Origin of the sequence: Halogeometricum borinquense DSM 11551 (assembly GCF_000172995.2) — an archaeon.
Classification (GTDB): domain Archaea; phylum Halobacteriota; class Halobacteria; order Halobacteriales; family Haloferacaceae; genus Halogeometricum; species Halogeometricum borinquense.
Genome location: NC_014729.1, coordinates 1,084,574 through 1,105,601 on the forward strand (window position 1 = coordinate 1,084,574; position 21,028 = coordinate 1,105,601).

Here is a 21,028-nt window from a genome sequence, read left to right on the forward strand (position 1 = left end):
CACGATAGTTACTCACCGCGAACCAGTTGTTAGCCGATGGAAACCGAGTCAGCGACTCGCTACGTTCCTCGCCTAGCGGGGTTCGACTCGTCGCCGAAGCGCTTTGACAGCAAGGCGTGCTGGGCGGGTGACACGGTAGAGGCCGTGTAGGGAGTCTGGAAGCGAGACGGCCGCGTAGTCGGCCTGTTGCGGGACGAACGCCAGCCGGCACAGTGTCAGCACCTGCTGGCGGCGAGTGTCACACAACTGCAGTTCGTACCGCGTCCGCCGCCGCCGTCCGCGTTCGCCGTACGCGGCCGTTTCAGGATTCGATGCGACGAACCCCTGTGCGTCGATGACGACGCGACGAACGTTCGAATCCGCGCGGGCGTCGGCGAGTATCTCTGCTGGAACGGGCGCGTCGGCCGTCTCAGCCGCGAGCAACAGACAGGCATGGAGGATGCGGCGTCGGTTGGCGCGCGCTGCACGCGCGCGGAGTCGGTCCCAGTCGATGTCGTTCTCAGAGAGGAACGCCGCGACGTCTACTACCCAACCGAGGCGATTCCAGTAGTGTTTCGCGCCGTGGCGTGCGAGGACGAGAACCGTGTCCTCGTTCGAGAACGTCGGCACCGGGCGGCCGCCGACGAGTACCTCGGTTCGACGCTCCCACGCCGTCTCGAACGTCAACCACGACGGTCTGAGGTCGGTCCCGAGTCGCCAACGGAGTTCGACAGCGACGCCGACGGACGGCGGCCGTCGGGTTGCCACAGTTCTCTCGGGGGTGTCCTCGGAAGGTCGGAAGTACGTGCGCTCGGCAGCGCGTGAGACAAGACTCTCTGCGTCTGTAACTGCCGTTCCGTTCTCGGACCACGGGTTGTAGCCGAGTGATTCGAGGACGGCGCAGGCCTCAGGCACGTCTCCGGGTGGGACGAACAAGTCGAGGTCCGAGAAATCTCGGCGTGACAGGTCGCCATAGGCCGATACGGCGAGAACCGGGCCTTTGTAGACCAGACAACGGAGTCCGGCGTCGGCGAACGCGGACAGGACGCGGTGGAGTTCAGCGACGAACGAGAGGTTTCGGACACCCGTGGCACGGCACCGCTCTCTCGCGCGCGATTCAAACGCGGCGGGCACGTCGGCGTCGGTGAGGTGCGATGCGACCAGTGGTCCAACGCCGAGGTGATGTGCGGCCGTCAGTACCTCGTCCGCCTCGACTTCGGGTGCAAGGCGAGATATCGCCGTTTGCGCTGTTTCGTCGAGTGTCGGCCGCGCCAGCGCAGTCGCCAGCGCCACGGCGTCGTCGTCAGTGTCTGCCCTTTCGTGACCCTTGCGCGCGGCGGATGTGGCGCTCACGAACCGACCTCCTGTTCGATACGGGAGACCACGTCCGGAAGCGCGTCGAACCGTCGAGGACGCGTTAGCGTTGCTACGGGGACCGACTCGACGACAGAGAGACACCGGTCTACGGCGAGTATCGCCTCATCGCGGCGCTGTTGCGTGCCGACTGTGTAGGCGTTCCGCCCGAGTTCCGCGACGGCGGCGACGGACGGAAGCGGGGTCACTGTCACGTCGTCGCCATCAACGAGGCGATAAACTGCCGCGAGCGGTACTGGATCGGAGTCTACATCGGCGGTCCGGTAGAACCGTTCGTCGGGACGAGAAGCAGTTGGCGTATTCTCACCGCCGTCAGTGACCGGGACGAGTCCACCGCCGAGCGTGGCCGCCGCGTCGTCGTGGAGTTTGATGGACGCGAATCCGGGTTGGACGACGGGGCCGTCGTCGGTGAATCGGATGGCCGCCACGTCGTCGCCGAGCGCTCGGTGCCCGGCGGCGGCGAACGCGCCCGCGGTCGTAGATTTTCCCGCACCGGACTCACCGACGAACGCGACGGCACGACCGTCAACGGCGACGACGCTCCCGTGCAAGACGAGGTGGCCGCGTTGGTGCAAAAGGAAGTTGAACGCGGGGCCGAGAACCGTCCAGCGGACGTCTCTCTCGGTAGCGTCGGGCGCGGGGTCCACGACGATTTCGCGCCCTTGACTAACAGTAATGCGACAGGCGTCGTAAAGGAGGATGAACTCCTCGGGTGTCTCGAACGTTACGGCGGGGCCGTCGTCGGGGGTTTCTCCGTCGAACGGCACGGTTCCGACGCGGACAAATACGTCGGCGTCGCCCTCAGCAGATTCGGTGACGACAGTTTCCGGGAGTTCCGGAAACGTAAGCGTCGAGGCAACGTCGAGACCGAACGCGCGGTATCGAAAGCGGCCTCGGGAGTCGGTACGCGTCATGGAAAACAGACGGAGACGTTCGTCAATAAGTATAGAGCGCGTTACGCGTCAAAACCAGCCGTTAGCCGTCAACAATCGATTCGGGAACTCCCTCACCGTGTGAGGTGACAAACACCGGTGCGGGAGCGCCCGTGACTACTCGTCGTCCATCGTGAGCTGACGACGACCCTCGTATCGTCTACGTCTGTTTGTCTACGTTCCGTACGTTTCGGTCGGAGGGCGGTCGTCCATGCTCGGGGGAGTTCCCCATTGCCGAGATAGCCGTCGAAACTGTTAGTTACTCGGCGCTGTCCTCATATTGGCGCGTCCTAACTGCGGCGAGATTCGACCGGAATGAACCAATGCTTGGCAATATCTACCGCATAACCGTTGCGTCGCAGCCGTTCAATTTCGCCGGACAACGAGCGGATATCCGAAATGATTCGGATATGTGTCAGTTCAGTATCCTCTACTATCATAGCCTTCTCAGAGTATTCTCATCATCTGTATTTGGAGATTTAGCGGCGTTTGCTGGTAGAATGGCGTTTGAACTCTAGATATCTGCGTTCGCTAGCAATAATATTTCCAACACGCTCTAGTTCTCTGGTATGATATCTGGGACCAAGGGTTATTTTTGTCGGCTGCTGTGGTGCCCGTATGGGTATCGCACATCTAGTTGATCTCCTCCGGTCAGAGCTGCACGAGGACTTGCGGTGCTGCGTGGAGTATGCGGGTGAGGAGGTTCAACCACATTATCTGCGGTCCGACGTGGACCCAGCTACTGCGCGCGAACACGCGCATCTCCTGCGACGGTTCTACATCGGTCAAGAGTCCGTCCGACGTCACGAGACGAATCCGTCCGGTCCGGGCAGCCTGCGCGGGTCCGTCCACTACTTCGAGGAACTAGTCGCCATCATCGTCCCCTTGGGCACGGACACCACTATCGGTGTGTTCCTCGACGGGGATTCGGCGGTGATTCCCGAACCACGCCTCTCCCAGTTGTCGGAAGAATGGGCAATCGAAGCGTCCGACTGCGTCCGCTGAGGACCGCGAATCGATAGCGACGACGGCAAACTGGCTGGTACCCGCGAATAGAGTCAGCCGTCAGAGCGAAACCCATTCGCCGCTGTCGTCCGACCGCTCGATTGCGTCCAGAATCTGCTGGACTGCGTACCCAGCCTCGAAGGAGGGAGAGAACGCCACCCCGTCGCGGATGGCCGAAAGGAATTCGTAGTTTTCGTGGACGAACGTGTGTTCCCAGCCGAGAACGTGTCCCGGTGGCCACCAGTGGTCGAGGTACGGGTCGTCCGCGTCGGTCATGAGAATCGTTTCGTAGCCCCGATGGTCGGCACCTTTGTACTCCAGTTCGTTCAGCCGTTCGAGTGAGAACCGTAGACTCCCCTCGGAGCCGTGAATCCGGATCGTGTGGTCGTTTTTGTGCCCATCGGCGACGCGTGACGCCTCAAACGTTCCCATCGCACCGTTCTCGAACGTCGCCTGCGCGGAGTAGGCGTCGTCAACCGTCACCGGTCGCGTTTCGTCTGTTCCCTCGACGGGTCGCTCTGCTACGAACGTCTGCAAATTCCCGGAGATACGTTCGATGTCACCCGCGACATCACCGACGAGGAAGCGTGCGAGGTCGATTGTATGCGCGCCGAGGTCGCCCAACGCGCCGCTTCCGGCGAGTTTCGCATCGTTCCGCCACGACCACGGAGCGTCAGCGTCTGTTAGCCAATCCTGCATGTAGCTCCCGCGGACGTGACGAATCTCGCCGAGTGTTCCGTCGTCGATCAGTCCCTTCGCGTATTGAATCGCCGGGACAAACCGGTAGTTGAAGGCACATCCGGCGATGGCGTCGGAGTCGGCGGCGGCATCACGCATCTTCTCGGCCTCGTCCAGCGTCGGCGCGAGCGGTTTCTCGCAGAAGACTGGCGTGTCGGCCTTCAGCGCGGCAATGGATGGCTCCGCGTGGATGTGGTTCGGTCCGAGGTTGTAGAAGGCGTCAACTTCGTCTACGACCGATTCCCAGTCCGTCGCGGTGTGTTCGAAGCCGAGTTCGTCGGCGGCGCTGGCGAGCGCCTCCTCGTCGCGGCCGATGAGCGTGTGGCGGTGGACATCGGGCGCGTCGGGGAAGAACATCGGGAGACGCGCGAGCGCGTTCGAGTGCGCCTTACCCATGAACCGGTAGCCGAGGACGGCGACGTTGAGCGTCATAGTGAGCGGTTCTCACGGCGACGGCTTAGCGTTTCATGTCCAGCAACCTTTTGCGACGGTCCGCTCTCCTCCATTGAGGAGATACACTGTATCCCGAAAAACTGCTGACGAGTCTCTGAGACAGACTACTCTGCCCAGTAGGCCTCGCCGGGTTTGGTGTCGAAGACCGCGCGTCCGAGTACATCCACTGCCTTTTCGAGGCCCTCTCTGGACGAGGTGAGCGAGTCCTCGTGTTCGATGGAAAGTGCGCCCTCGTAGCCGACCATTCTGAGCGTCGAGACCACGTCCTTCCAGTGACTTTCGCCGTGACCGTAGCCGATAGAGCGGAACAGCCACGAGCGGTTCGGTTCGTCGGCGTAGTCGGTGGTGTCGAGGACGCCTTTGATGCGCGACTTGGGTTCGTACACTTTCGTGTCCTTCGCGTGGAAATGGTGAATCGCATCTTCCGTACCGAGGAACCGAATCGCGTCGGTCACCTCGATTCCCTGCCAGTAAAGGTGCGAGGGGTCGAAGTTCGCGCCGATTCGGTCGTTGGTCGCTTCGCGCAGTTTCAGCATCCCCGTCGGTTCGTAGACGAGCATGTTCGGGTGCATCTCGATGGCCATATCGACGCCGTGGTCGTCGGCAAATTCGGCGAGGGCAGACCAGTACTCGATTGCGACATCCCATTGGTACTCGTGGGCGTCGGCGTGCTCGGTCGGCCACGGGGCCGTGATCCAGTTCGGCACCTCGTCGTTCGGGCCGCCCGCCGGAAGCCCCGAAAAGCAGGTGACGGTGTTTACATCTAACTGCGCGGCCAGTTCGATGGCTTCGCGGAGTTCGGTGTCCGCTTCCTCGGCCGTCTCCTCGTCCGGATGCAGCGGGTTGTTGTGCGTGGCGAGCGCGCTCACCTGCATGTCGTGTTCGTCTAACAGGTCGTGCAGTTGCGCCTGCTTGGACTCGTCGCCGAGGTACGCACGCCTGTCGAGATGGTCGTCGCCCGGAAAACCGCCGACACCGATCTCGACGCCCTGAACGCCGATATCGTCCAGATACGAGAGCGCGTCGGCGAGCGATTCGCCACCGAGCGGAACGGTGAGTACGCCGATGTACATACCGAATGCACAGGGTGCGTTTGATTAAATCTTGAGGGGGATGGTACCGATGGGCGAACGGCCTACAGTCTTTTGACTCTCTGTCATAGATATAGAGCCATGCCGACATACATCACACACGTCGATGTCGATGGGGACGAATATCAGAATCCGCAGGAACTCGCGTCGATCTGGGGGTCCATCCGGGAAGATGTCCGGCAACTCGGCGGCGAAATACTCGACACGCACGTGGTTCTCGGCCCGTACGACTTCGACGTTCGGTTCGAGGTCTCGGACGACTGGGAGGCGTTTCAGGTGACGCAGGTCATCGAACGCCACGGTCTCGACACCGAGACGATGCAGGCGCTTCCCATCGAGCGTCTCGGAGAAGTCGTCGAGGACGTTTGAACACGTCCGGAGTGAAAGTCACCGGCGCGGTCGCTCCGACGGTGACCATCAGCCGATCAGCACAGCCTTATCGACGGAACAACTCGGAGAACTTCTCGCGGATACTCGCTTTTTCGCCCAAGCGGAGGTAGTATGCGTCGCCGCCGTCCTCGTAGTAGTTGCTGATCCGGCGCTTGACCTCGAATCCGATGTGTTCGTAAAACGAGAGGGCGTCTTCGTTCGTCGTTCGTGCGTGGCAGGAAACAGAGCGGTGGTCGCGGGCGACTTCAGCGACGAGTCGTTTGCCGTACCCCTTGCCGCGTGCCTCGGGGGCGACGGCAAGAAAGAGAATGTATCCGTCGCGGCGCGCGGCGGCAAACCCCATGAGTGTCTCATCCTCGAAGTAGAGGTGCGTCGTCGCGCGACGGTAGGCGTCCGTGAAGAATCCGTGTCGCTGCTTCAGCACGCCCTCGGACTCCCGGATCCGCTCTTTGAGTTCCCACGCCTCTTCGGCGTGTTCTGCGGACCCCGGTTGATCCACTCGTTTCTCCACGTTGACGCTCACACCGTCGGTTAGAGTGGTCACGAATATAACTCCACCGTCGTTGTGACCGAGACGCGAGAATTTCATAGCGGCCCGCTCGCTGAAAACGGATGCATATCATAGCGGTCCGCTTGCTGACAAGCGGATGCACCCGACGACGACCGGAAGAGAGAGGGTGACGGCGACGCAGATTCGATGACATGAGCTTCGAACTCCGCGACCACACTGCCGACGTGGCCGTCGCCGCGTCCGCACCGACGCGTTCTGCACTGTTCGCCGCCGTCGCCGATGGCCTAGCCGCTGCCGGGTGCGACGAAATCCCCGAGACGGGTGGTGACCGGTTCGATGTTGAGGTCCGCGCCGAAAACGTCGAAGCGCTTCTGTTCGACTATCTCGATCAGCTTATCTTCGAACGCGACGTTCGCGCCGTCATGCCCGTCGATAACGAGGCGTCGGTCGAAGAACGCGACGGGGAGTGGGTACTCACGGGGTCCGCACGCGGCGTCTCACTGGACGAGATTGATGCCCGCGAGATCAAGGCCGTCACCTACTCCGAGATGCGGGTCGAAGAGACGGACGAGGGGTGGGAAGCGTACGTCGTTCTCGACGTGTGATCCGCATGGGGTGAATCTATCTCTATTGTTCGTTATCGGGTTTCTTGCGCCCTCTACCGCCGTGATACGTCCGACGAACTTACCCCTTCTCGGTCGAAGGGAGAGATATGAAACAGAGACCGTTCGCGGCCCAGTTCGTCTCGTTCACCGCAGTTGTCGTCGTCGCCATCGTCGCTGCCACCGGACGAGCGAGCGCGCACGTGAAATACGTCACACCGGGAAGCGAACCGGTCGAAGTCGTCCAGTTCTTACTGACGGCGCTGTCGGATCCGTTCACACTCGCCGTCCTCGGCATCGGCGGCGTTACTGTCGGCGCACTCGTTGCACTCTACCTTCATCTCCGTCCGGCCCGCCGCGATGTTGCGGTGTTCCGTGAGACGATGGCTAGTTATGACGACTTGCTTCCGTGGTTGCTTCGTCTGAGTGTCGGACTCCCTCTCGTGGGTGCGGGCTTCGCTGGCTACTTTTTCAGTCCTCTCGTCCAGACTGCGATCCCGACGTTCACGCGCCTGTTCGGCATCGGCGTCGGCTTCCTGCTCCTGTTCGGATTCGGGACGCGCCTCGTCGCCACCGTCGGTCTCCTCTCGTACCTCGTTGGTCTCGCTTTCGAACCGGCGCTGTTTCTCGCGTTCGAGTACGTCCCCGGGTTCCTCGCCATTGCGCTCCTCGGCGGCGGCCGTCCGAGCGCAGACCATCTCGTCGCGCGCCTCGCCGCCGACGACACTCTCTACTCCCGTATCGATCCGTTTTACCGCGCTGTCGCCGTGCCGTTCGTCCGTCGCGTTGAACCGTACACGTCGCTTGTTCCCGTCGTCCTCCGCGTCGGTCTCGGGATCTCGTTTATCTACCTCGGGATCGCGCAGAAACTGATGAACCCAGGCGACGCCCTCGCCGTCGTTGCCAAGTATGACTTGACCGCTGTGGTCCCCGTCGCGCCCGAACTGTGGATCGTCGGCGCGGGTCTGACGGAAGTTCTCGTCGGCGTTGCACTTCTTTTCGGCGCGTTCACCCGCGGGGCGGCCGCCATCTCCTTTCTGCTCTTTACGACGACGCTGTTCGGCCTTCCGGACGATCCGGTACTCGCTCATATCTCGCTGTTCGGTCTCGTCTCGGCGCTGTTAGTCACGGGTTCTGGCGCGTTTTCAGTGGACGCGTGGCTTCACGAAACCGATGAGAGTCAAAAACACGAAGATACCGCACCGTCCGGTACCTGAGTTGACACCGGCTTACGTCGCTTCCGGAGACTTTCAGCGGACGCGGACGGAATTCTATTCAGTTACCGCGTCGAACCTCTATCTATGACCAAGGATGACGTGAAAGAGTTCGGCGACATCCGCCTCGAACGCGTCCGTGAACACGTTTGGGAGATGCCGCGAGAAGGCGATATGCGCGTGCCTGCCCGCGTTCTCGCCAGCGAAGAACTCTTAGAACAGATTCGGCAGGACAAGACGCTCGAACAGTTACGGAACGCCACGCATCTGCCGGGGATGACGAAGTACGCCATCTGCATGCCCGACGGGCACCAAGGGTACGGTTTCCCAGTCGGCGGGGTCGGCGCGACTGACACAGAAGAAGGCTGTATTTCGCCCGGAAGCGTCGGTTACGACATCAACTGCGGCGTCAGGATGATGAGAACGAACCTGACGTACGACGAACTCAAGGGCAACGAAGAGGAGTTAGTCGAAGCTCTGTTCGCCAACATCCCTTCGGGACTCGGCGGCGGCGGCATCGTCGAGAGCGACGTCGATACCGTTGATCAGGTCCTCTCTCGTGGTGTTGACTGGGCGCTCGAACACGGCCATGCGGTCGAAGCGGACTTGGCCCACTGTGAGGACGAGGGGTTCCGCCCGGATGCAGACCCGGACGCCGTCTCGCAGAAGGCCAAGGACCGAGGCAAGAACCAACTCGGCAGTCTCGGCTCCGGTAACCACTTTCTCGAAGTCCAGCGCGTGACCGACGTGTTCCGCGAGGACGTGGCAACTGAGTTCGGTCTCGAAGAAGACCAGATTGTCGTCCTCATCCACTGCGGGTCGCGCGGGTTAGGGCATCAGGTCTGTACGGACTACCTCCGGCGCATCGAGAAGGAACACGGGGACCTCCTCGAATCGCTTCCGGACAAGGAACTGGCCGCCGCGCCCGCCGGGTCAGATCTCGCAGAGGAGTACTACGGCGCGATGTGTGCCGCAATCAACTTCGCGTGGGTGAACCGGCAACTCATCATGCACCGGACGCGACGGGTGTTCGAACGCGTGTTCGGGCGCGACTGGGAGGAGATGGAGATGGACCTCCTGTACGACGTGGCGCACAACATCGCCAAGAAGGAGGTTCACGACGTGGGGGGCGAGGAACGCGAACTGTTCGTCCACCGGAAAGGCGCAACGCGCGCGTTCCCCGCCGGACGGCCCGAACTGCCGTCTGCCTACCGCGATGTTGGTCAGCCGATCATTATCCCCGGAAGCATGGGCGCGGGGAGTTACGTTCTCCGCGGCGGCGAACACTCGCTTGATCTCACGTTCGGTTCGACGGCCCACGGCGCGGGCCGGACGATGAGTCGGACGCAAGCGAAAAACGACTACTGGGGCGAAACAGTCCAAGAGGAACTGCGCGACCAACAGAAAATCTACGTCAAGGCACAGTCGGGAGCGACAATCGCCGAGGAGGCTCCGGGCGTCTACAAGGACGTTGACGAAGTCGTCCGCGTCTCCGACGAACTCGGTATCGGCGACAAGGTGGTGCGGACGTTCCCCGTCTGCAACATCAAGGGGTGAAAAGCGAGCGACCGACGCCGGCTTACGCCTGCGCCGTGGTCGCTGAGTCGGCACCGCGGTCCTCCCGGCGCTTGTAGAAGTAGTACGCGAGGGCGGCGAAACCGACGAACGCGGCCGCGATTCCCTCCTGCGGAACACCGCCAGCGAGGAGCGTCGTCGTCACGTCTGCGAGGCCGAGAGCGACGAGGACGAGTCCGCCGCCGAGAATCCACGCACGGCTATCGGTTCGGAGTTGTTCGTACTGCCCCGCCTCGATGAGCGCCATCTCCGTTCTGTGTTCGAGGCGCACGATGTAGACGACGGCACCGAGGAACGCGAGGACAGTGAATCCGAACAGCGTGAAGAACGCTACATCACCGAGTATCGACTGCATAGGTGTGAGTGTCATCAAGCCAACAGACGCGCGGTGAGGAGATATACTCCGCTGTGAGCAGTGCTGACTCTCGTATACGCCACGCTACAGCCCGATATCCACGTACTCCGTCTCGGGCACGGGTTCGACCTCGTGTCCGTCCTCGAACCGGACGAACGAGAGGTAGAAGTCGCGGCCGCACGGCACGTCGAGCATCGGATTCTCCACGTCGTCCGCCTCGCTTTGGTCGCCCGTCCACCGGAGACCCGCAGCAGCGCTCTCTCCGCAGACGAAGTTGATTCCGTCCGCCGACTCGAAATCGTCGCCGGGGTCTGTGTACTCCCATCCTACGAGCGGGTAGGGCGTGACGGATTTGTCAGCGAGGTAGCCCTCACGCTGGAGTTCGACGACCGCCCCGCAGTGCGGGCAGTAGTAACTGACCGGATAACTCATCGCTTCCAATAGGTGCCTGTCCGACTTAACGTCCTCGTCGCAAGACCCCGTGAGAACGTCCTCACCGGGCGTGACGGAAGGCGTACAAGTCTGATTCAGACGCCAGAGGGGCCGTCGCCGACGTATCGGAATGCGACGCCAGCGCGTTCTGCAGTCAGTTTGTCCCGCCGGGAGTCACCGACGAAGACGGCATCGTCCGGTGCGGCGTCCATCCGCCGAAGCGTCTCCAACAGCGGTTCCGGGTCGGGTTTCCGCGTCGCAACGGAGTCGCGGCCGACGACGGCGTCCGCGTGCCCCGCGAGGTCGTGCGTGTCGAGCGCGACGTGACAGGCCGCTTCGCAGTTGAGCGAGCAGACGCCCTCGACCTCGAACGTGCCCATCGTCTCGGCGCAGGCGAGTCGCTTCGAGCGTCGCGCCCCCTCCTGTTCATGTTCAGAAAGAATCGCTTCGATGTCCTCACGCATGTCTGACTCGTCCGCGAGGTCTAACATGCCCCAGAGGTCCGTCCCGTCGGCATCGATTCCCGCCGCTCGAAACGTCGCTTCGGCCTCAGTCGCCACGGCACCCCAGTCCACGGCGAGGTGGACGAGCGTTCCGTCGAGGTCCCACACCACCGCGTCGAACGGCGCGAGGTCGCAAGTAGGCATCGCCGGAGGTACGTGGTCAGGCGAAAAGACCCTTCGGGAGCGTCCCGGCCTGCCGTGTTTGGGAGCGTCCCGCCTCGACGTGGTTTCCCTTCGACTGACGCTCTCGACCCGTTCAGTCGAGGACGCCGCGAGCGATGACTTCCTTTTGAATTTCGCTCGTTCCCTCGTAGATGGTCGTGATCTTCGAGTCGCGGTACATCCGCTCTACCTCGAAGTCCGTCGTGTAGCCGTATCCGCCGTGTATCTGGACCGCTTCGTTGGTTACGTCCACGGCCGCCTCGCTGGCGAAGTACTTGGCCATCGACGCCGCGATGCGCGGGTCCTCGCCCGCGTCGTCCTGCCGTGCGGCCTCGCGGACCATCAGGCGGGAGGCGTGGATTTGCGTCGCCATCTCGGAGAACTTGTGCCGGACGGCTTGGATGTCGGAAATCGGGCCGCCGAACTGTTCTCGGTCGTGGGCGTACTCGCGCGCCTCGTCAAACGCTGACTGCGCGAGGCCGACCGCCTGCGCGGCGATTCCCATCCGCCCGCCGGTGAGAATGCGGAACGCCGCAGAGAGACCCTTCCCCTCCTCGGTGAGTCGGTTCTCCGCCGGAATGTGAACGTCGTCGAAGATGAGCGAGGTCGTGTCGGAAGCGCGGAGACCGAGTTTGTGTTCCTTCTTTCCGACTTCGATGCCCGCGTCCTTGGGAACGAGGAACTGCGTGACCGACGAGGGGTCGTCGGGATCCGTCTTGGCGAACAGAATACAGACATCGCCGCGCTGGCCGTTCGTTATCCACTGTTTCTTGCCGTTTATCACGTACTCGTCGCCCTCACGGCGTGCGACAGTAGACATCTCTGCGGGGTTCGATCCGGCGTCAGGTTCCGACAGTGCGAACATCCCGACGGGCCGACCGCGAGCCATCTCGGGCAACCACGCCTCTTTCTGTTCGTCGCTCCCGAATTTGGCGATACATGAGGTGGCGAGACAGTGTACCGACAGGGCAGTCGCCACGGCAAGTTGGCCGTAGGCGACCTGTTCGTTGACGACGGTGTACGTCATCCGGTCGGCGTCGAAGCCACCGTACTCCTCGGGGACAGTCAGGCCCGTCAGATCGAGTTCAGCGAGGCCGTCCCAGACATCCTCGGGGAACGATTCCGTCTCGTCCGCCTCGCGCGCCGTCGGACGAATCTCCTCGACGGCAAACTCTCGAACTACGTCGCGAATCGCCCGTTGCTCGTCGGTGAGTGCCGAACCGGCGTCTGCAATTTCCATACCTCACGGTCGCATCTGTGATGGAAAAAGGTGATCGAATTGGCGCGGTGAGACACGTGCGATCATTACCCACTCCTTCGGTGCGATAACCGGCGGCTCAGGCGTCTTTGAGGAACGACGTCACGTCCGCCGGATCGGCGTCGAGGCCGCCGCCCTGTGCGAACGTCGCGCCGCCGCCGCCACCGCCACCGAACTCGTCGGTCGCCCGACTCACTACGTCACCGGCATCGACACCGCTGTCGGACCCGGCGGCGACGACGAGATACGGTCGCTCTCCCGCGCCAACGGCGGCCACCACGTCCGTCTCATTCTCGTCTCTGACGACATCTTTCGCTGCTTCCCCCGCGTCGTTGCTGTCGAAGCCGTCGATGACACCGACGTGCCACTGCGCGCCGTTCTTCGCCAGCGTTTCGAACTCCGTGATACGCTCTGTGAGAAGTTCAGACTCCAGTTTCCGTCGTTCCGCTTCGATCGACTGTTTCTCAGCCCGCAGGGATGCCGCTGCCTCAGCGGTGTCGTCAACCGACGTTTCGAGTTCGCATGCGGTGTCGAGGGCGGCGCGGTGGACCGTCGCGCGTCGGTCGATGCCGGTCGGGCCGACCGCGAATTCGACGCGGGTGAGCCCCTCGCCGGGGTTCGAGCGGCCGAGAACGGTGACAGGGCCGATTTCGAGCGTGTTCGAGACGTGTGTGCCGCCGCAAGCGGCCACGTCCCAGTCCTCGACGGTGACGAGGCGTATCGTATCAGAATCGCCCATCACGCCCTCTTCGGTCTTCGTGTTGAATGCCACGTCGTCCCGTTCGAACGCCTCCTCAGCGGGGACTTCCTCCCACGAGACGGGGCGGGCATCCCACACCGCGCGGTTGACCAGTCGTTCGAGTTCGACTAGCACCTCGTCGTCGATCTCCGTTGTGGTGACGAAGTCCACGCGTACCTTCTCGGGCGAGATGTCGAACCCGCCGTAGCCGAGGTCCGAGAGGATGCGTCGTCCCGCGCCGTAGAGAACGTGGCTCGCCGTGTGCGCGCGCATGCAGTACGTCCGGAAGTCGTCGTCGATGACGCCGGTGATCGTCTCGCCCTCGTCGAAGTCGGGGGCAGACGCCAGCGTGTGAACCACGTTCCCATCAACCTTCTGTACGTCATCGAGAGGGATCCCACCGAGTGTTCCCCTATCGGCGGGTTGGCCGCCGCTCTCGGCGTAGAAGTACGTCTGATCGAGTGTCACGTCGCGGCCGTCCACGCTCGTCGCCGCGGCGTCGAACTCACGGACGGTCGGCTCCTCAGGGGCACGCGTTAACATGGATTGTGGTGGGCGGTCGTCCGATAAAAAGGGTGCCGTCCCAGCACGGCCAGACGGACGGTTGTCGCGTCCGTATTATTCGTCTACGAGCGTCACGTCCAGTTTCTCTTCGATAGCGCGGACGAGCGACCCGCCGACACCCGCGCGCGTCGCACGTCCCTGTTCGACGGCGTCGATATCCGATTCGTCGGCGTCGAGTTCAGCGGCGAGTTCTTCGACGGTCAGACCGGCGTCCTGCCGCGCCGTCGCAACCACATCGCCGTAGTCGGAGACGAGATACGGTAGTCGGTCCTTCTCGTAGTTCGTTCCCTCTCGCTCCCAGTGCTTCGAGTCGCCCTTCGCTTGGTCGTACATCTTCGCTTGGCGCTGGGCGGCCCGCTTCTTTCGACTTGGTTCGCTGTCCGACGTATCGCTACTGGACGACCCACCCGTCCCTTCGTGCTTGGAGTCGTCGTGCGGTGCGCAGTCCGGGCAGACGAGCAAGTTCGCACCGGCGACGTTAGCGCGGCGAAGTTTCGGCGACGAACGGCCGCAGAGTTCGCAACTGTCGGCATCTCCCCCACCACCCCCGCTTCCGGTCGAGTATTTGGGCATACCCCCTCTTACCGCCTCTACCTTTTTAAAATCGCGGCACCAGTCGGGGGTTCGAGGTGGATACGTCCCCAGTCCATGGAGCGGAAACGCTGTGCTTCCCTCGCCAGAAGTGGCACCGGAGAAACATTTTTGTGAACTGAATTTCTTGGCTTACTGATGGACGAGACGCCGATCACGATTGCAGAGTACAACCCGGAATGGCCCGACATATTCGAGCGCGAGCGACAGCGACTTGCGTCAGTTTTAGACGAGTACACCGCTCGAATCGAACACATCGGAAGTACGTCGGTACCGGGGCTGGCTGCGAAACCAATCATCGACATTACGGCCGTTGTAACGGATATTGACGGCTGTTGGGGTGATTTGGACAAACTCAGCGCCGTCTTCGGCTACGAGTTGAGTTCCATCCCTTCCGATTGGCTGTTCGTGCAGCGAACTGACGAGAGCGGTCAACTGTACAATCTCCATCTCATCAGCGCTGCGGACGACCAGTGGAAACAGGACCTTCTCTTCCGCGAGTATCTACGGACGTATCCGGATGTTCGAGACGAGTACGCGTCCGTAAAGCGTTCGGCGGCCGAATCGAATCCGAACGACATCACCGCGTACACCCACTCGAAAAACGAGTTCTGTCAGTCCGTTCTCGAACGAGCGCGCGCGGATGACACTATCGAGGTCCCGGGCGTGATTCCTGAGGTCTGATACAGACAGTCGTTTGTCTCGGGAGTCACCGTTCGAGAGAAACGAACCCCGAAGAAGGCTCTCCGGAGTTAGCGTCGGAAAGGATTGTGCGTGGGTGATGTCCCGAAAGGGAGATCACCTGCATCGTGTGGTGGTTTGTTGGACCACCTGTGCGATGCGTGGGACCGGATTTGAACCGGCGGACTCCTACGAGACAGCGCCCTCAACGCTGCGCCGTTGGCCTGGCTTGGCTACCCACGCTCGCTGCGTCTTGTTGCACTCAATCGTTGTTCGGGGTAATTTAAATGAGTTTCCTTTCGACGGTGACGTGTCGGCCGTTCGCAGACAGCATTCGTTCGGCATTGTTTTGCTCGTCCGGCCGTCTCGTTTCGATATGGCATTTCGCGTTCGAGACAACGTCCCCGGTGTGGCGGCCGCACTAAGCGTCGTCTCACTTGCACTCGTCTTCGGTGCGGTTCTCGGATACATTCCGGCGTCATTGCTCCCGCACGTTTCGGAGAGTGCCCTCGACCTCATCCCACACGTTAACGCCGTTCTGAGTACGACAGCAATCGTCACTATCGTCTTGGGCGTGCGCGCTATTCGGCGCGGCAACGTGGCCCGACACCGTGCGCTGATGCTCAGTACGCTCGGACTGTTCATCGGGTTCCTTGTCCTTTATCTCTACAGGTTAACCATCCTCGAAGGACCCACGGAGTTCCCCAGTCAGGGGGTGGTGTACCAGTTCGTTTACCTCCCGACGCTGGCCGTCCACATCCTCCTTGCTATCGTCTGCATCCCGCTTCTGTACTACGTCCTCCTCTTGGCCGTCACCCGGCCCATCGAGGAGATCTACGAGACGCGGCACAAGACGGTCGGACGGGTGGCGGCGTCGCTGTGGTTGGTCTCGTTCGTCCTCGGCGACGTAGTGTACACGCTCTTGCACCTCGTCAACTGATCTGGGCTCGGCGATTCGGGCGAGGGTTCGGCCGGGGGGTAATTCCCACATAGTTGCAATTGCCTTTGTTGTTTTTTCATACCTGTCCCTACGACCAACTGTAGTTATGAGACGAATGGGCGCTCCCGGTACTGGATTGTCGCGTCGTGAATTTCTGAAGGCCACCGGTGTGGCAGGACTCTCCGCGAGTGCGGGCTGTACCGCACCCTCGGCCGAGCAACCAGCGGCGAATACGCAGACGACGACGGCGGCGGCGTCCTCGTCGCTCCCGACCACCGCTCCACCGCAGGTGGTGGATGTCGAAGATCAAGGCGGGTCGGTGACGCTGAAAACCAAACCCGCACGTCACGAAGTTCACCCGCTCGACTCGATGGGTGGACCTGTCGAACTCCCGAAGGTGTGGGCATTTCAAGCGGACGACCGGCCGCCGTCCGTCCCCGCACCGATACTCCGGACAACCGAAGGCGAGGATATGGAAGTCGTCCTCGACAACACGCAGGGCAAGCGGCCACACACGGTACACTTCCACGGCGTCCAGAAGGCGTGGAAGGACGACGGCGTTCCGACGACGACGGGAATCACCGTCAAGCCCGGTGAGAAACACACGTATACGATTCCGGCGAACGTGCCGGGCACGCACATCTACCACTGCCACTTCCAGACGCACCGCCACATCGACATGGGGATGTACGGTATCTTCCGTGTCGATCCCAAGGGGTACGAACCGGCCGACAAGGAGTACTTCATGACGCTCAAAGAGTGGGACTCCCGACTCAACCGCATGATGGCGGGCGAGGACATGTCCTACTCGCCGCGGAACCGCAACCCCGATGTGTTCACCATCAACGGGAAGAGTGCGCCGCGGACGCTCCACCCTGAAGACGGGTCGCCAATCATCGTGTCGCAGGGCGACACCGTTCGCCTGCACCTCGTCAACGGCGGCTACATGAGCCACCCGATGCACATTCACAACCACCGCTTCCAGCGCGTGGAGAAGGACGGCGGGACGGTTCCGAAGGCCGCTCGGCACGATATGGACGTGACCAACATCGCACCTGCCGAGCGTCACACCATCGAGTTCACCGCGAACTCCGACCCCGGCATCTATCTCATGCACTGCCACAAGGTCAACCACGTGATGAACGGGAACTTCTACCCCGGCGGGATGCTCTCCGGCGTCGTCTACGAAGAGGCGATGGACACGGACATCTTTGCGACGTTGATGGATTACGCCGGATACAAAGGCTGAATCGACACTGACGCCGGTCGTCATCGACCGGCTATTCCTTCTCACCTGCTTCGACTCGGCGTTGTGAGCGGCGTCGCCGAACAGCGATACACGATGACGACCTCCCCGTTAGCGCGTCGTCACTCACTATCGAATCTCAAAAAAGAGCGGTTCGCAGGGAGCGCTATCGCAGGTGGTCTCTCGAACACCTCGACGTTTCTCGGCGATCAGGCCGTCCGCTCCTTCGGTCCGCCCTCAGTCTGACGGATGGCCGTGAGTTCGCTCATCCGTTTCCGGCGGGCAGTCGTCGTCACCGAGGGCCAGCATCACCGCGACGGCTATCGGTGAAAGGAACGCCCCAAGCAAACTCCCGCCGAACAGCAGTGCCGAGTCGGAGACACCACCGAATGCGCCGGAATTAGAACTTCCGCCACTGCCACCGGCACCGCCGCCGGCGTCGCCGACGAGGACAACACCTTTCATTCCCATCGACTTGTGCGGTGTGCAGGCGTATTTGTAGGTACCCGTCTCCTCGAACGCGTGCGAGAAGGAGTGACCGCTCTTGTTGACCATCTCTGACTTGAACGACCCGTCCTCTGCGACGACGTTATGCGCGCCGCCCTTCCCGTTCCACTCCCAGACGACGGTCGTTCCGGGATCGACGCGAATCGCGGCCGGACCGAACGCGAAACTCGCACCGTTACCTTTTGCGCCCACCTCCACTGTGACTTCGTCGTTCCCCGTCCGGTCAACGACGCCGTCGTAGTTGCTCGTGTTCGAAAACCACGATTTGAGAGCGGCGGGTTTCTCGCCGCCGGATTTCTCCGCCGTCGATTGCGTTGCCGACGACTCACCGCCGACAGCGGCGTCACCGACGACGACGGCACCTTTCATCCCCATCGGCTTGTGCGGTGTGCAGGCGTACTTCCAGACGCCCGCCTCTTCGAACGTGTGCGAGAAGGTGTGACCGCTCGTTCCGACCATCTCGGATTTGAACGAGCCATCCTCGGCAACGACGTTGTGACTGCTACCCTTCCCGTTCCATTTCCAGACGACGGTCGTTCCGGGATCGACGCGAACCGCTGCGGGGCCGAAGCCGAAATTACCGCCGTTCCCCGACGCGCCGACAGTGATGGTCACCTCCGACTGCCCTGTTCGGTCAACGACGCCGTCGTAGTTGCTCGTGTTCGAAAACCACGACGAGAGAGTCGGAGACTGCGCGCTGACCGTCGAGGACCCCACCCCGAGCGCGGCGGTTGCACCGACACCCACAGCCGTACGTACGACAGCTCGACGAGAGAAGCGGTTCGTCGTCATAACGTTCGGATATTGGACTGGTTAGAAAAAGGGGAGACGCAAATTCTCATCGCGTTAGAACAGCGCGAGGCGCGAGTAAGACGGGACGAGAAAGCGAAAGACGACAGGGATCGAGTGAGCGGAGCGAGTTGACTCAGTCGTCAGCCGGAAGCGTCTCGTCGCTGATAGACGGGCGTTCGACCGACCGGTCGGTCGGTTCGCCATCGATATCGTAGGGGTACTCGCTCGTGACGCACCCGAGACAAAGGTCCGCACGAGACTCGCCAAGAGCGGCCGCGATGGCATCGATAGAGAGGTACGAGAGACTGTCCGCACCGATATCGTCGCGTATCTCCTCTGTGGTCTTGTCGGAGGCGATGAGTTCCTCGCGGGTCGCCATGTCGATACCCATGTAGCAAGGTGCGATGATTGGCGGCGCACCGATACGAACGTGAACCTCCTCGGCACCGGCGTCGCGGACGAGTTGGACGAGTTGGCGCGAGGTGGTGCCGCGGACGATGCTGTCGTCGATGATGGTGACAGAGCGGCCCTCGATGGTACTTTTGATGGGGTTGAGTTTCAGGCGAACGGCGCGCTCGCGTTCGTCCTGCGTCGGCATGATGAACGTTCGACCGACGTAGCGGTTCTTCATCAGCCCCTCCGCGAACTCGACGCTATCGTCGCTTTCACGGGGGTCACCGTCTGCCGTGGTTTCGTTGGCTGCTTCGGCGTAGCCGGTGGCGAACGCGCGTCCGGAATCGGGGACTGGCATCACCACGTCGGACTCGACACCTGACTCCTCCCAGAGCTTCCGACCGAGGTCACGACGCGCCTCGTAGACGAGCGTGTCGTCGATGACGGAATCCGGGCGGGCGAAGTAGACGTGTTCGAAAAAGCAGTGGGCGGTGTGCTCCTGTTCGACGAGTTGGTAGGAGTCGAAGCCGGAGCCGTCGGATTCGAGGACGACGAGTTCACCCGGTCGCACGTCGCGGACGAGGTCTCCGTCGAGGGTATCGATGGCCGCAGATTCGCTTGCGACGACGTAGCCGTCGTCAAGTTTTCCGATGCAGAGCGGTCGATTCCCCTGCGGGTCGCGCACCGCAAGCACCGTCTCGTCGTGCATGATGGTGAGCGAGTACGACCCGTGAATGCGTCCCATCGTATGCTTGACCGCGCGGACGAGGTCCTCTTCGAGCAGATTCCGCGCAAGGTCGTGGGCGATGACTTCGGTGTCGCCGTCGGACGTGAACGCGTGTCCGAGATCTTCCAGTTCGTCGCGTATCTCGTCGGCGTTGACGAGGTTGCCGTTGTGTGCGAGGCCGAGTGATCCCGATTTGAACGACACCGAGAACGGTTGGGCACAACAGGAGTCGAGACCGCCGGACGTGGGATAGCGGACGTGCCCGATACCTGTCGTTCCGGTCAACGAGTCGAGGTCGGACTCACCGAACACGTCACCGACGAGTCCCGTCTCGACGTGGCTGTGCTGTTGGAACCCGTCGTGGGTGACGATACCTGCCGACTCCTGTCCGCGATGTTGGAGCGCGTACAGAGAGTAGTACAGCGGTCGCGCGGCGGCGCGGTCCGCGAGCGCGACGCCGACGACGCCGCATTTCTCGGTCGGTCCCGAGAGGTCGTCGGCCGTCGGTTGCTGTCGGCCCGCGTCGCGTCCGGGTGTGGGGGTCTGAGCGTCCCGCCCGTCTGACATACACGTTGGTACGAGAGCCGAGGGCTAAAAAACCCGTCCTTGTGCGTTCTTCACCACTTTCTAACCCCAAATATATACACGAACATGTATACTATCATGATCAACCGAATTATCTGCTCGGCGTCAGGACTCGTGTCTCTGCGGATCGAAAGCGCGGCGCTACTCGGAAACAGCGAAGGCACTGCTGAGAGAGCAGTCGCTCAGGAACGAAGAGAGTGGAAGAAGAATCGGTTCGAAGGGGGCGTTAGTTGTCGCCCGTCTTCGACTGCCACTCGTAGTCACGGCGTTTGGCGGATTTGCCAAAGCCGCACGACGAGCAGACTTTCTTGTTCACGTGGTAGGACTTCTCACCGCATCGACGGCACTTCACGTGCGTCGTTTTGTTCTTCTTTCCTTGGCTCGGTGTTCCGGCTCCCGTCATGCTTTGATGGTGACGACGTTATCGCCGCGTATAATCGTTGTGTCTTCAACCGGCGTAACCTCTATCTCGCCGAGAATCGCCTCTTCCTCGTCAGCTGGCGCTTCGAGGACAACGTTCATATGCTGGTCGTAGCCCGCCAGAGTACCGTAGTACGAACTGCCGTCTTTCAGGTTGACAGTCACGGATTCTTCCAGCGAAGCCTCGAGTACGTCGAGGGGTCGTCCGCTCATGGCAAAGACGCGTCGGGTTTCGGTATTAAATGTGCCGAACACCTGCCCGATACCTT

Annotated in this window: 24 protein-coding genes and 1 tRNA gene; 9 read left to right on the top strand and 16 right to left on the bottom strand. The window is 61.8% G+C overall.

Annotation, left to right across the window (positions count from 1 at the left end; all coding sequences use genetic code 11):
* Positions 1-72 precede the first annotated feature (72 nt).
* Both HBOR_RS05625 and HBOR_RS05630 read right to left on the bottom strand, forming a co-directional pair.
* Positions 73-1,332: a nucleotidyltransferase domain-containing protein gene (locus HBOR_RS05625; protein ID WP_006053981.1), complete on the bottom strand. Its 1,260-nt coding sequence runs from the start codon at positions 1,330-1,332 to the stop codon at positions 73-75.
* A complete protein-coding gene (locus tag HBOR_RS05630) occupies positions 1,329-2,267 on the bottom strand; it encodes a hypothetical protein (RefSeq protein WP_006053982.1) in 939 nt (312 codons plus the stop codon). Before HBOR_RS05630 ends, HBOR_RS05625 begins: the two co-directional genes overlap by 4 nt.
* A 636-nt stretch (positions 2,268-2,903) precedes the next feature.
* On the opposite strand from HBOR_RS05630, the gene HBOR_RS05635 reads away from it, so the two are divergent.
* Complete coding sequence (locus HBOR_RS05635; RefSeq protein ID WP_013440534.1) at positions 2,904-3,290, top strand: hypothetical protein; 387 nt, start codon at positions 2,904-2,906, stop codon at positions 3,288-3,290.
* Positions 3,291-3,350: 60 nt separating this feature from the next.
* On the opposite strand, the gene HBOR_RS05640 is transcribed toward HBOR_RS05635, so the two are convergent.
* Positions 3,351-4,460: a Gfo/Idh/MocA family protein gene (locus tag HBOR_RS05640; RefSeq protein WP_006053983.1), complete on the bottom strand. Its 1,110-nt coding sequence runs from the start codon at positions 4,458-4,460 to the stop codon at positions 3,351-3,353.
* A gap of 125 nt (positions 4,461-4,585) precedes the next feature.
* Complete coding sequence (locus tag HBOR_RS05645) at positions 4,586-5,554, bottom strand: sugar phosphate isomerase/epimerase family protein (protein WP_006053985.1); 969 nt, start codon at positions 5,552-5,554, stop codon at positions 4,586-4,588.
* Between the two features lie 99 nt (positions 5,555-5,653).
* Between HBOR_RS05645 and HBOR_RS05650 the strand changes: the two genes are divergently transcribed.
* Positions 5,654-5,941 carry a GYD domain-containing protein gene (locus tag HBOR_RS05650; protein WP_006053986.1) on the top strand — a complete coding sequence of 96 codons (288 nt, stop codon included), beginning with the start codon at positions 5,654-5,656 and terminating at the stop codon, positions 5,939-5,941.
* Between the two features lie 67 nt (positions 5,942-6,008).
* On the opposite strand, the gene HBOR_RS05655 is transcribed toward HBOR_RS05650, so the two are convergent.
* Complete coding sequence (locus tag HBOR_RS05655; RefSeq protein ID WP_006053987.1) at positions 6,009-6,485, bottom strand: GNAT family N-acetyltransferase; 477 nt, start codon at positions 6,483-6,485, stop codon at positions 6,009-6,011.
* Positions 6,486-6,664: 179 nt separating this feature from the next.
* Between HBOR_RS05655 and HBOR_RS05660 the strand changes: the two genes are divergently transcribed.
* From HBOR_RS05660 to HBOR_RS05670, 3 genes are all read left to right on the top strand, one after another.
* A complete protein-coding gene (locus HBOR_RS05660; protein WP_006053988.1) occupies positions 6,665-7,078 on the top strand; it encodes an archease in 414 nt (137 codons plus the stop codon).
* Between the two features lie 107 nt (positions 7,079-7,185).
* A complete protein-coding gene (locus HBOR_RS05665; protein WP_006053989.1) occupies positions 7,186-8,292 on the top strand; it encodes a DoxX family protein in 1,107 nt (368 codons plus the stop codon).
* A gap of 84 nt (positions 8,293-8,376) precedes the next feature.
* The gene (locus HBOR_RS05670) at positions 8,377-9,846 is read left to right on the top strand and encodes an RtcB family protein (protein WP_006053990.1); all 1,470 of its coding nucleotides are present in this window, start codon (positions 8,377-8,379) and stop codon (positions 9,844-9,846) included.
* 22 nt (positions 9,847-9,868) lie between these two features.
* Here HBOR_RS05670 and HBOR_RS05675 read toward each other — a convergent pair whose 3' ends face one another.
* The 6 genes from HBOR_RS05675 to HBOR_RS05700 form a co-directional block, all read right to left on the bottom strand.
* Positions 9,869-10,234, bottom strand: coding sequence for a hypothetical protein (locus HBOR_RS05675; protein WP_241432300.1), 366 nt, complete (start codon positions 10,232-10,234; stop codon positions 9,869-9,871).
* 69 nt (positions 10,235-10,303) lie between these two features.
* Positions 10,304-10,651 carry a hypothetical protein gene (locus tag HBOR_RS05680; RefSeq protein ID WP_006053992.1) on the bottom strand — a complete coding sequence of 116 codons (348 nt, stop codon included), beginning with the start codon at positions 10,649-10,651 and terminating at the stop codon, positions 10,304-10,306.
* A 95-nt stretch (positions 10,652-10,746) separates the two neighbouring features.
* Positions 10,747-11,298 carry an HAD family hydrolase gene (locus HBOR_RS05685; RefSeq protein ID WP_006053993.1) on the bottom strand — a complete coding sequence of 184 codons (552 nt, stop codon included), beginning with the start codon at positions 11,296-11,298 and terminating at the stop codon, positions 10,747-10,749.
* 112 nt (positions 11,299-11,410) lie between these two features.
* Positions 11,411-12,556, bottom strand: coding sequence for an acyl-CoA dehydrogenase family protein (locus HBOR_RS05690; RefSeq protein ID WP_006053994.1), 1,146 nt, complete (start codon positions 12,554-12,556; stop codon positions 11,411-11,413).
* Positions 12,557-12,653: 97 nt separating this feature from the next.
* A complete protein-coding gene (locus HBOR_RS05695; RefSeq protein WP_006053995.1) occupies positions 12,654-13,856 on the bottom strand; it encodes an alanyl-tRNA editing protein in 1,203 nt (400 codons plus the stop codon).
* A gap of 75 nt (positions 13,857-13,931) precedes the next feature.
* Positions 13,932-14,450 (bottom strand): helix-turn-helix domain-containing protein, encoded by a 519-nt coding sequence (locus HBOR_RS05700; RefSeq protein WP_006053996.1) that lies wholly within the window; start codon positions 14,448-14,450, stop codon positions 13,932-13,934.
* A 156-nt stretch (positions 14,451-14,606) separates the two neighbouring features.
* On the opposite strand from HBOR_RS05700, the gene HBOR_RS05705 reads away from it, so the two are divergent.
* Positions 14,607-15,152 carry a GrpB family protein gene (locus HBOR_RS05705; RefSeq protein WP_006053997.1) on the top strand — a complete coding sequence of 182 codons (546 nt, stop codon included), beginning with the start codon at positions 14,607-14,609 and terminating at the stop codon, positions 15,150-15,152.
* 155 nt (positions 15,153-15,307) lie between these two features.
* Here the strand turns inward: HBOR_RS05705 and HBOR_RS05710 are convergent.
* A tRNA-Leu gene (locus HBOR_RS05710) sits at positions 15,308-15,392 on the bottom strand.
* Positions 15,393-15,525: 133 nt separating this feature from the next.
* Between HBOR_RS05710 and HBOR_RS05715 the strand changes: the two genes are divergently transcribed.
* The 3 genes from HBOR_RS05715 (at position 15,526) to HBOR_RS05725 (ending at position 17,581) form a co-directional block, all read left to right on the top strand.
* Positions 15,526-16,089 carry a DUF420 domain-containing protein gene (locus HBOR_RS05715; protein WP_006053998.1) on the top strand — a complete coding sequence of 188 codons (564 nt, stop codon included), beginning with the start codon at positions 15,526-15,528 and terminating at the stop codon, positions 16,087-16,089.
* Positions 16,090-16,204: 115 nt separating this feature from the next.
* A complete protein-coding gene (locus HBOR_RS05720; protein WP_006053999.1) occupies positions 16,205-17,338 on the top strand; it encodes a multicopper oxidase domain-containing protein in 1,134 nt (377 codons plus the stop codon).
* Positions 17,339-17,401: 63 nt separating this feature from the next.
* Positions 17,402-17,581 (top strand): hypothetical protein, encoded by a 180-nt coding sequence (locus HBOR_RS05725; protein WP_006054000.1) that lies wholly within the window; start codon positions 17,402-17,404, stop codon positions 17,579-17,581.
* On the opposite strand, the gene HBOR_RS05730 is transcribed toward HBOR_RS05725, so the two are convergent.
* From HBOR_RS05730 to HBOR_RS05745, 4 genes are all read right to left on the bottom strand, one after another.
* Positions 17,573-18,634: a halocyanin domain-containing protein gene (locus HBOR_RS05730; RefSeq protein ID WP_006054002.1), complete on the bottom strand. Its 1,062-nt coding sequence runs from the start codon at positions 18,632-18,634 to the stop codon at positions 17,573-17,575. The two genes, HBOR_RS05725 and HBOR_RS05730, sit on opposite strands and share 9 nt — an antisense overlap.
* A 133-nt stretch (positions 18,635-18,767) precedes the next feature.
* Positions 18,768-20,321, bottom strand: a complete 1,554-nt coding sequence (gene purF / locus HBOR_RS05735; RefSeq protein ID WP_006054003.1) for an amidophosphoribosyltransferase — start codon at positions 20,319-20,321, stop codon at positions 18,768-18,770.
* Between the two features lie 244 nt (positions 20,322-20,565).
* Positions 20,566-20,742 carry a 50S ribosomal protein L37e gene (locus HBOR_RS05740; RefSeq protein WP_006054004.1) on the bottom strand — a complete coding sequence of 59 codons (177 nt, stop codon included), beginning with the start codon at positions 20,740-20,742 and terminating at the stop codon, positions 20,566-20,568.
* Positions 20,739-20,972, bottom strand: a complete 234-nt coding sequence (locus tag HBOR_RS05745; RefSeq protein ID WP_006054005.1) for an LSM domain-containing protein — start codon at positions 20,970-20,972, stop codon at positions 20,739-20,741. Before HBOR_RS05745 ends, HBOR_RS05740 begins: the two co-directional genes overlap by 4 nt.
* Between the last annotated feature and the right edge of the window lie 56 nt (positions 20,973-21,028).

Bases quoted from the DNA above. Each gene is read 5' to 3' on its own strand.
- HBOR_RS05635 (WP_013440534.1), top strand. From the start codon at position 2,904: ATGGGTATCGCACATCTAGTTGATCTCCTCCGGTCAGAGCTGCACGAG.
- HBOR_RS05675 (WP_241432300.1), bottom strand. From the start codon at position 10,234: ATGACACTCACACCTATGCAGTCGATACTCGGTGATGTAGCGTTCTTC.
- HBOR_RS05690 (WP_006053994.1), bottom strand. From the start codon at position 12,556: ATGGAAATTGCAGACGCCGGTTCGGCACTCACCGACGAGCAACGGGCG.
- HBOR_RS05705 (WP_006053997.1), top strand. From the start codon at position 14,607: ATGGACGAGACGCCGATCACGATTGCAGAGTACAACCCGGAATGGCCC.
- HBOR_RS05640 (WP_006053983.1), bottom strand. From the start codon at position 4,460: ATGACGCTCAACGTCGCCGTCCTCGGCTACCGGTTCATGGGTAAGGCG.
- HBOR_RS05715 (WP_006053998.1), top strand. From the start codon at position 15,526: ATGGCATTTCGCGTTCGAGACAACGTCCCCGGTGTGGCGGCCGCACTA.
- HBOR_RS05645 (WP_006053985.1), bottom strand. From the start codon at position 5,554: ATGTACATCGGCGTACTCACCGTTCCGCTCGGTGGCGAATCGCTCGCC.
- HBOR_RS05685 (WP_006053993.1), bottom strand. From the start codon at position 11,298: ATGCCTACTTGCGACCTCGCGCCGTTCGACGCGGTGGTGTGGGACCTC.
- HBOR_RS05700 (WP_006053996.1), bottom strand. From the start codon at position 14,450: ATGCCCAAATACTCGACCGGAAGCGGGGGTGGTGGGGGAGATGCCGAC.
- HBOR_RS05630 (WP_006053982.1), bottom strand. From the start codon at position 2,267: ATGACGCGTACCGACTCCCGAGGCCGCTTTCGATACCGCGCGTTCGGT.
- HBOR_RS05740 (WP_006054004.1), bottom strand. From the start codon at position 20,742: ATGACGGGAGCCGGAACACCGAGCCAAGGAAAGAAGAACAAAACGACG.
- HBOR_RS05650 (WP_006053986.1), top strand. From the start codon at position 5,654: ATGCCGACATACATCACACACGTCGATGTCGATGGGGACGAATATCAG.
- HBOR_RS05660 (WP_006053988.1), top strand. From the start codon at position 6,665: ATGAGCTTCGAACTCCGCGACCACACTGCCGACGTGGCCGTCGCCGCG.
- HBOR_RS05665 (WP_006053989.1), top strand. From the start codon at position 7,186: ATGAAACAGAGACCGTTCGCGGCCCAGTTCGTCTCGTTCACCGCAGTT.
- HBOR_RS05670 (WP_006053990.1), top strand. From the start codon at position 8,377: ATGACCAAGGATGACGTGAAAGAGTTCGGCGACATCCGCCTCGAACGC.
- HBOR_RS05745 (WP_006054005.1), bottom strand. From the start codon at position 20,972: ATGAGCGGACGACCCCTCGACGTACTCGAGGCTTCGCTGGAAGAATCC.
- purF (WP_006054003.1), bottom strand. From the start codon at position 20,321: ATGTCAGACGGGCGGGACGCTCAGACCCCCACACCCGGACGCGACGCG.
- HBOR_RS05730 (WP_006054002.1), bottom strand. From the start codon at position 18,634: ATGACGACGAACCGCTTCTCTCGTCGAGCTGTCGTACGTACGGCTGTG.
- HBOR_RS05720 (WP_006053999.1), top strand. From the start codon at position 16,205: ATGGGCGCTCCCGGTACTGGATTGTCGCGTCGTGAATTTCTGAAGGCC.
- HBOR_RS05680 (WP_006053992.1), bottom strand. From the start codon at position 10,651: ATGAGTTATCCGGTCAGTTACTACTGCCCGCACTGCGGGGCGGTCGTC.
- HBOR_RS05695 (WP_006053995.1), bottom strand. From the start codon at position 13,856: ATGTTAACGCGTGCCCCTGAGGAGCCGACCGTCCGTGAGTTCGACGCC.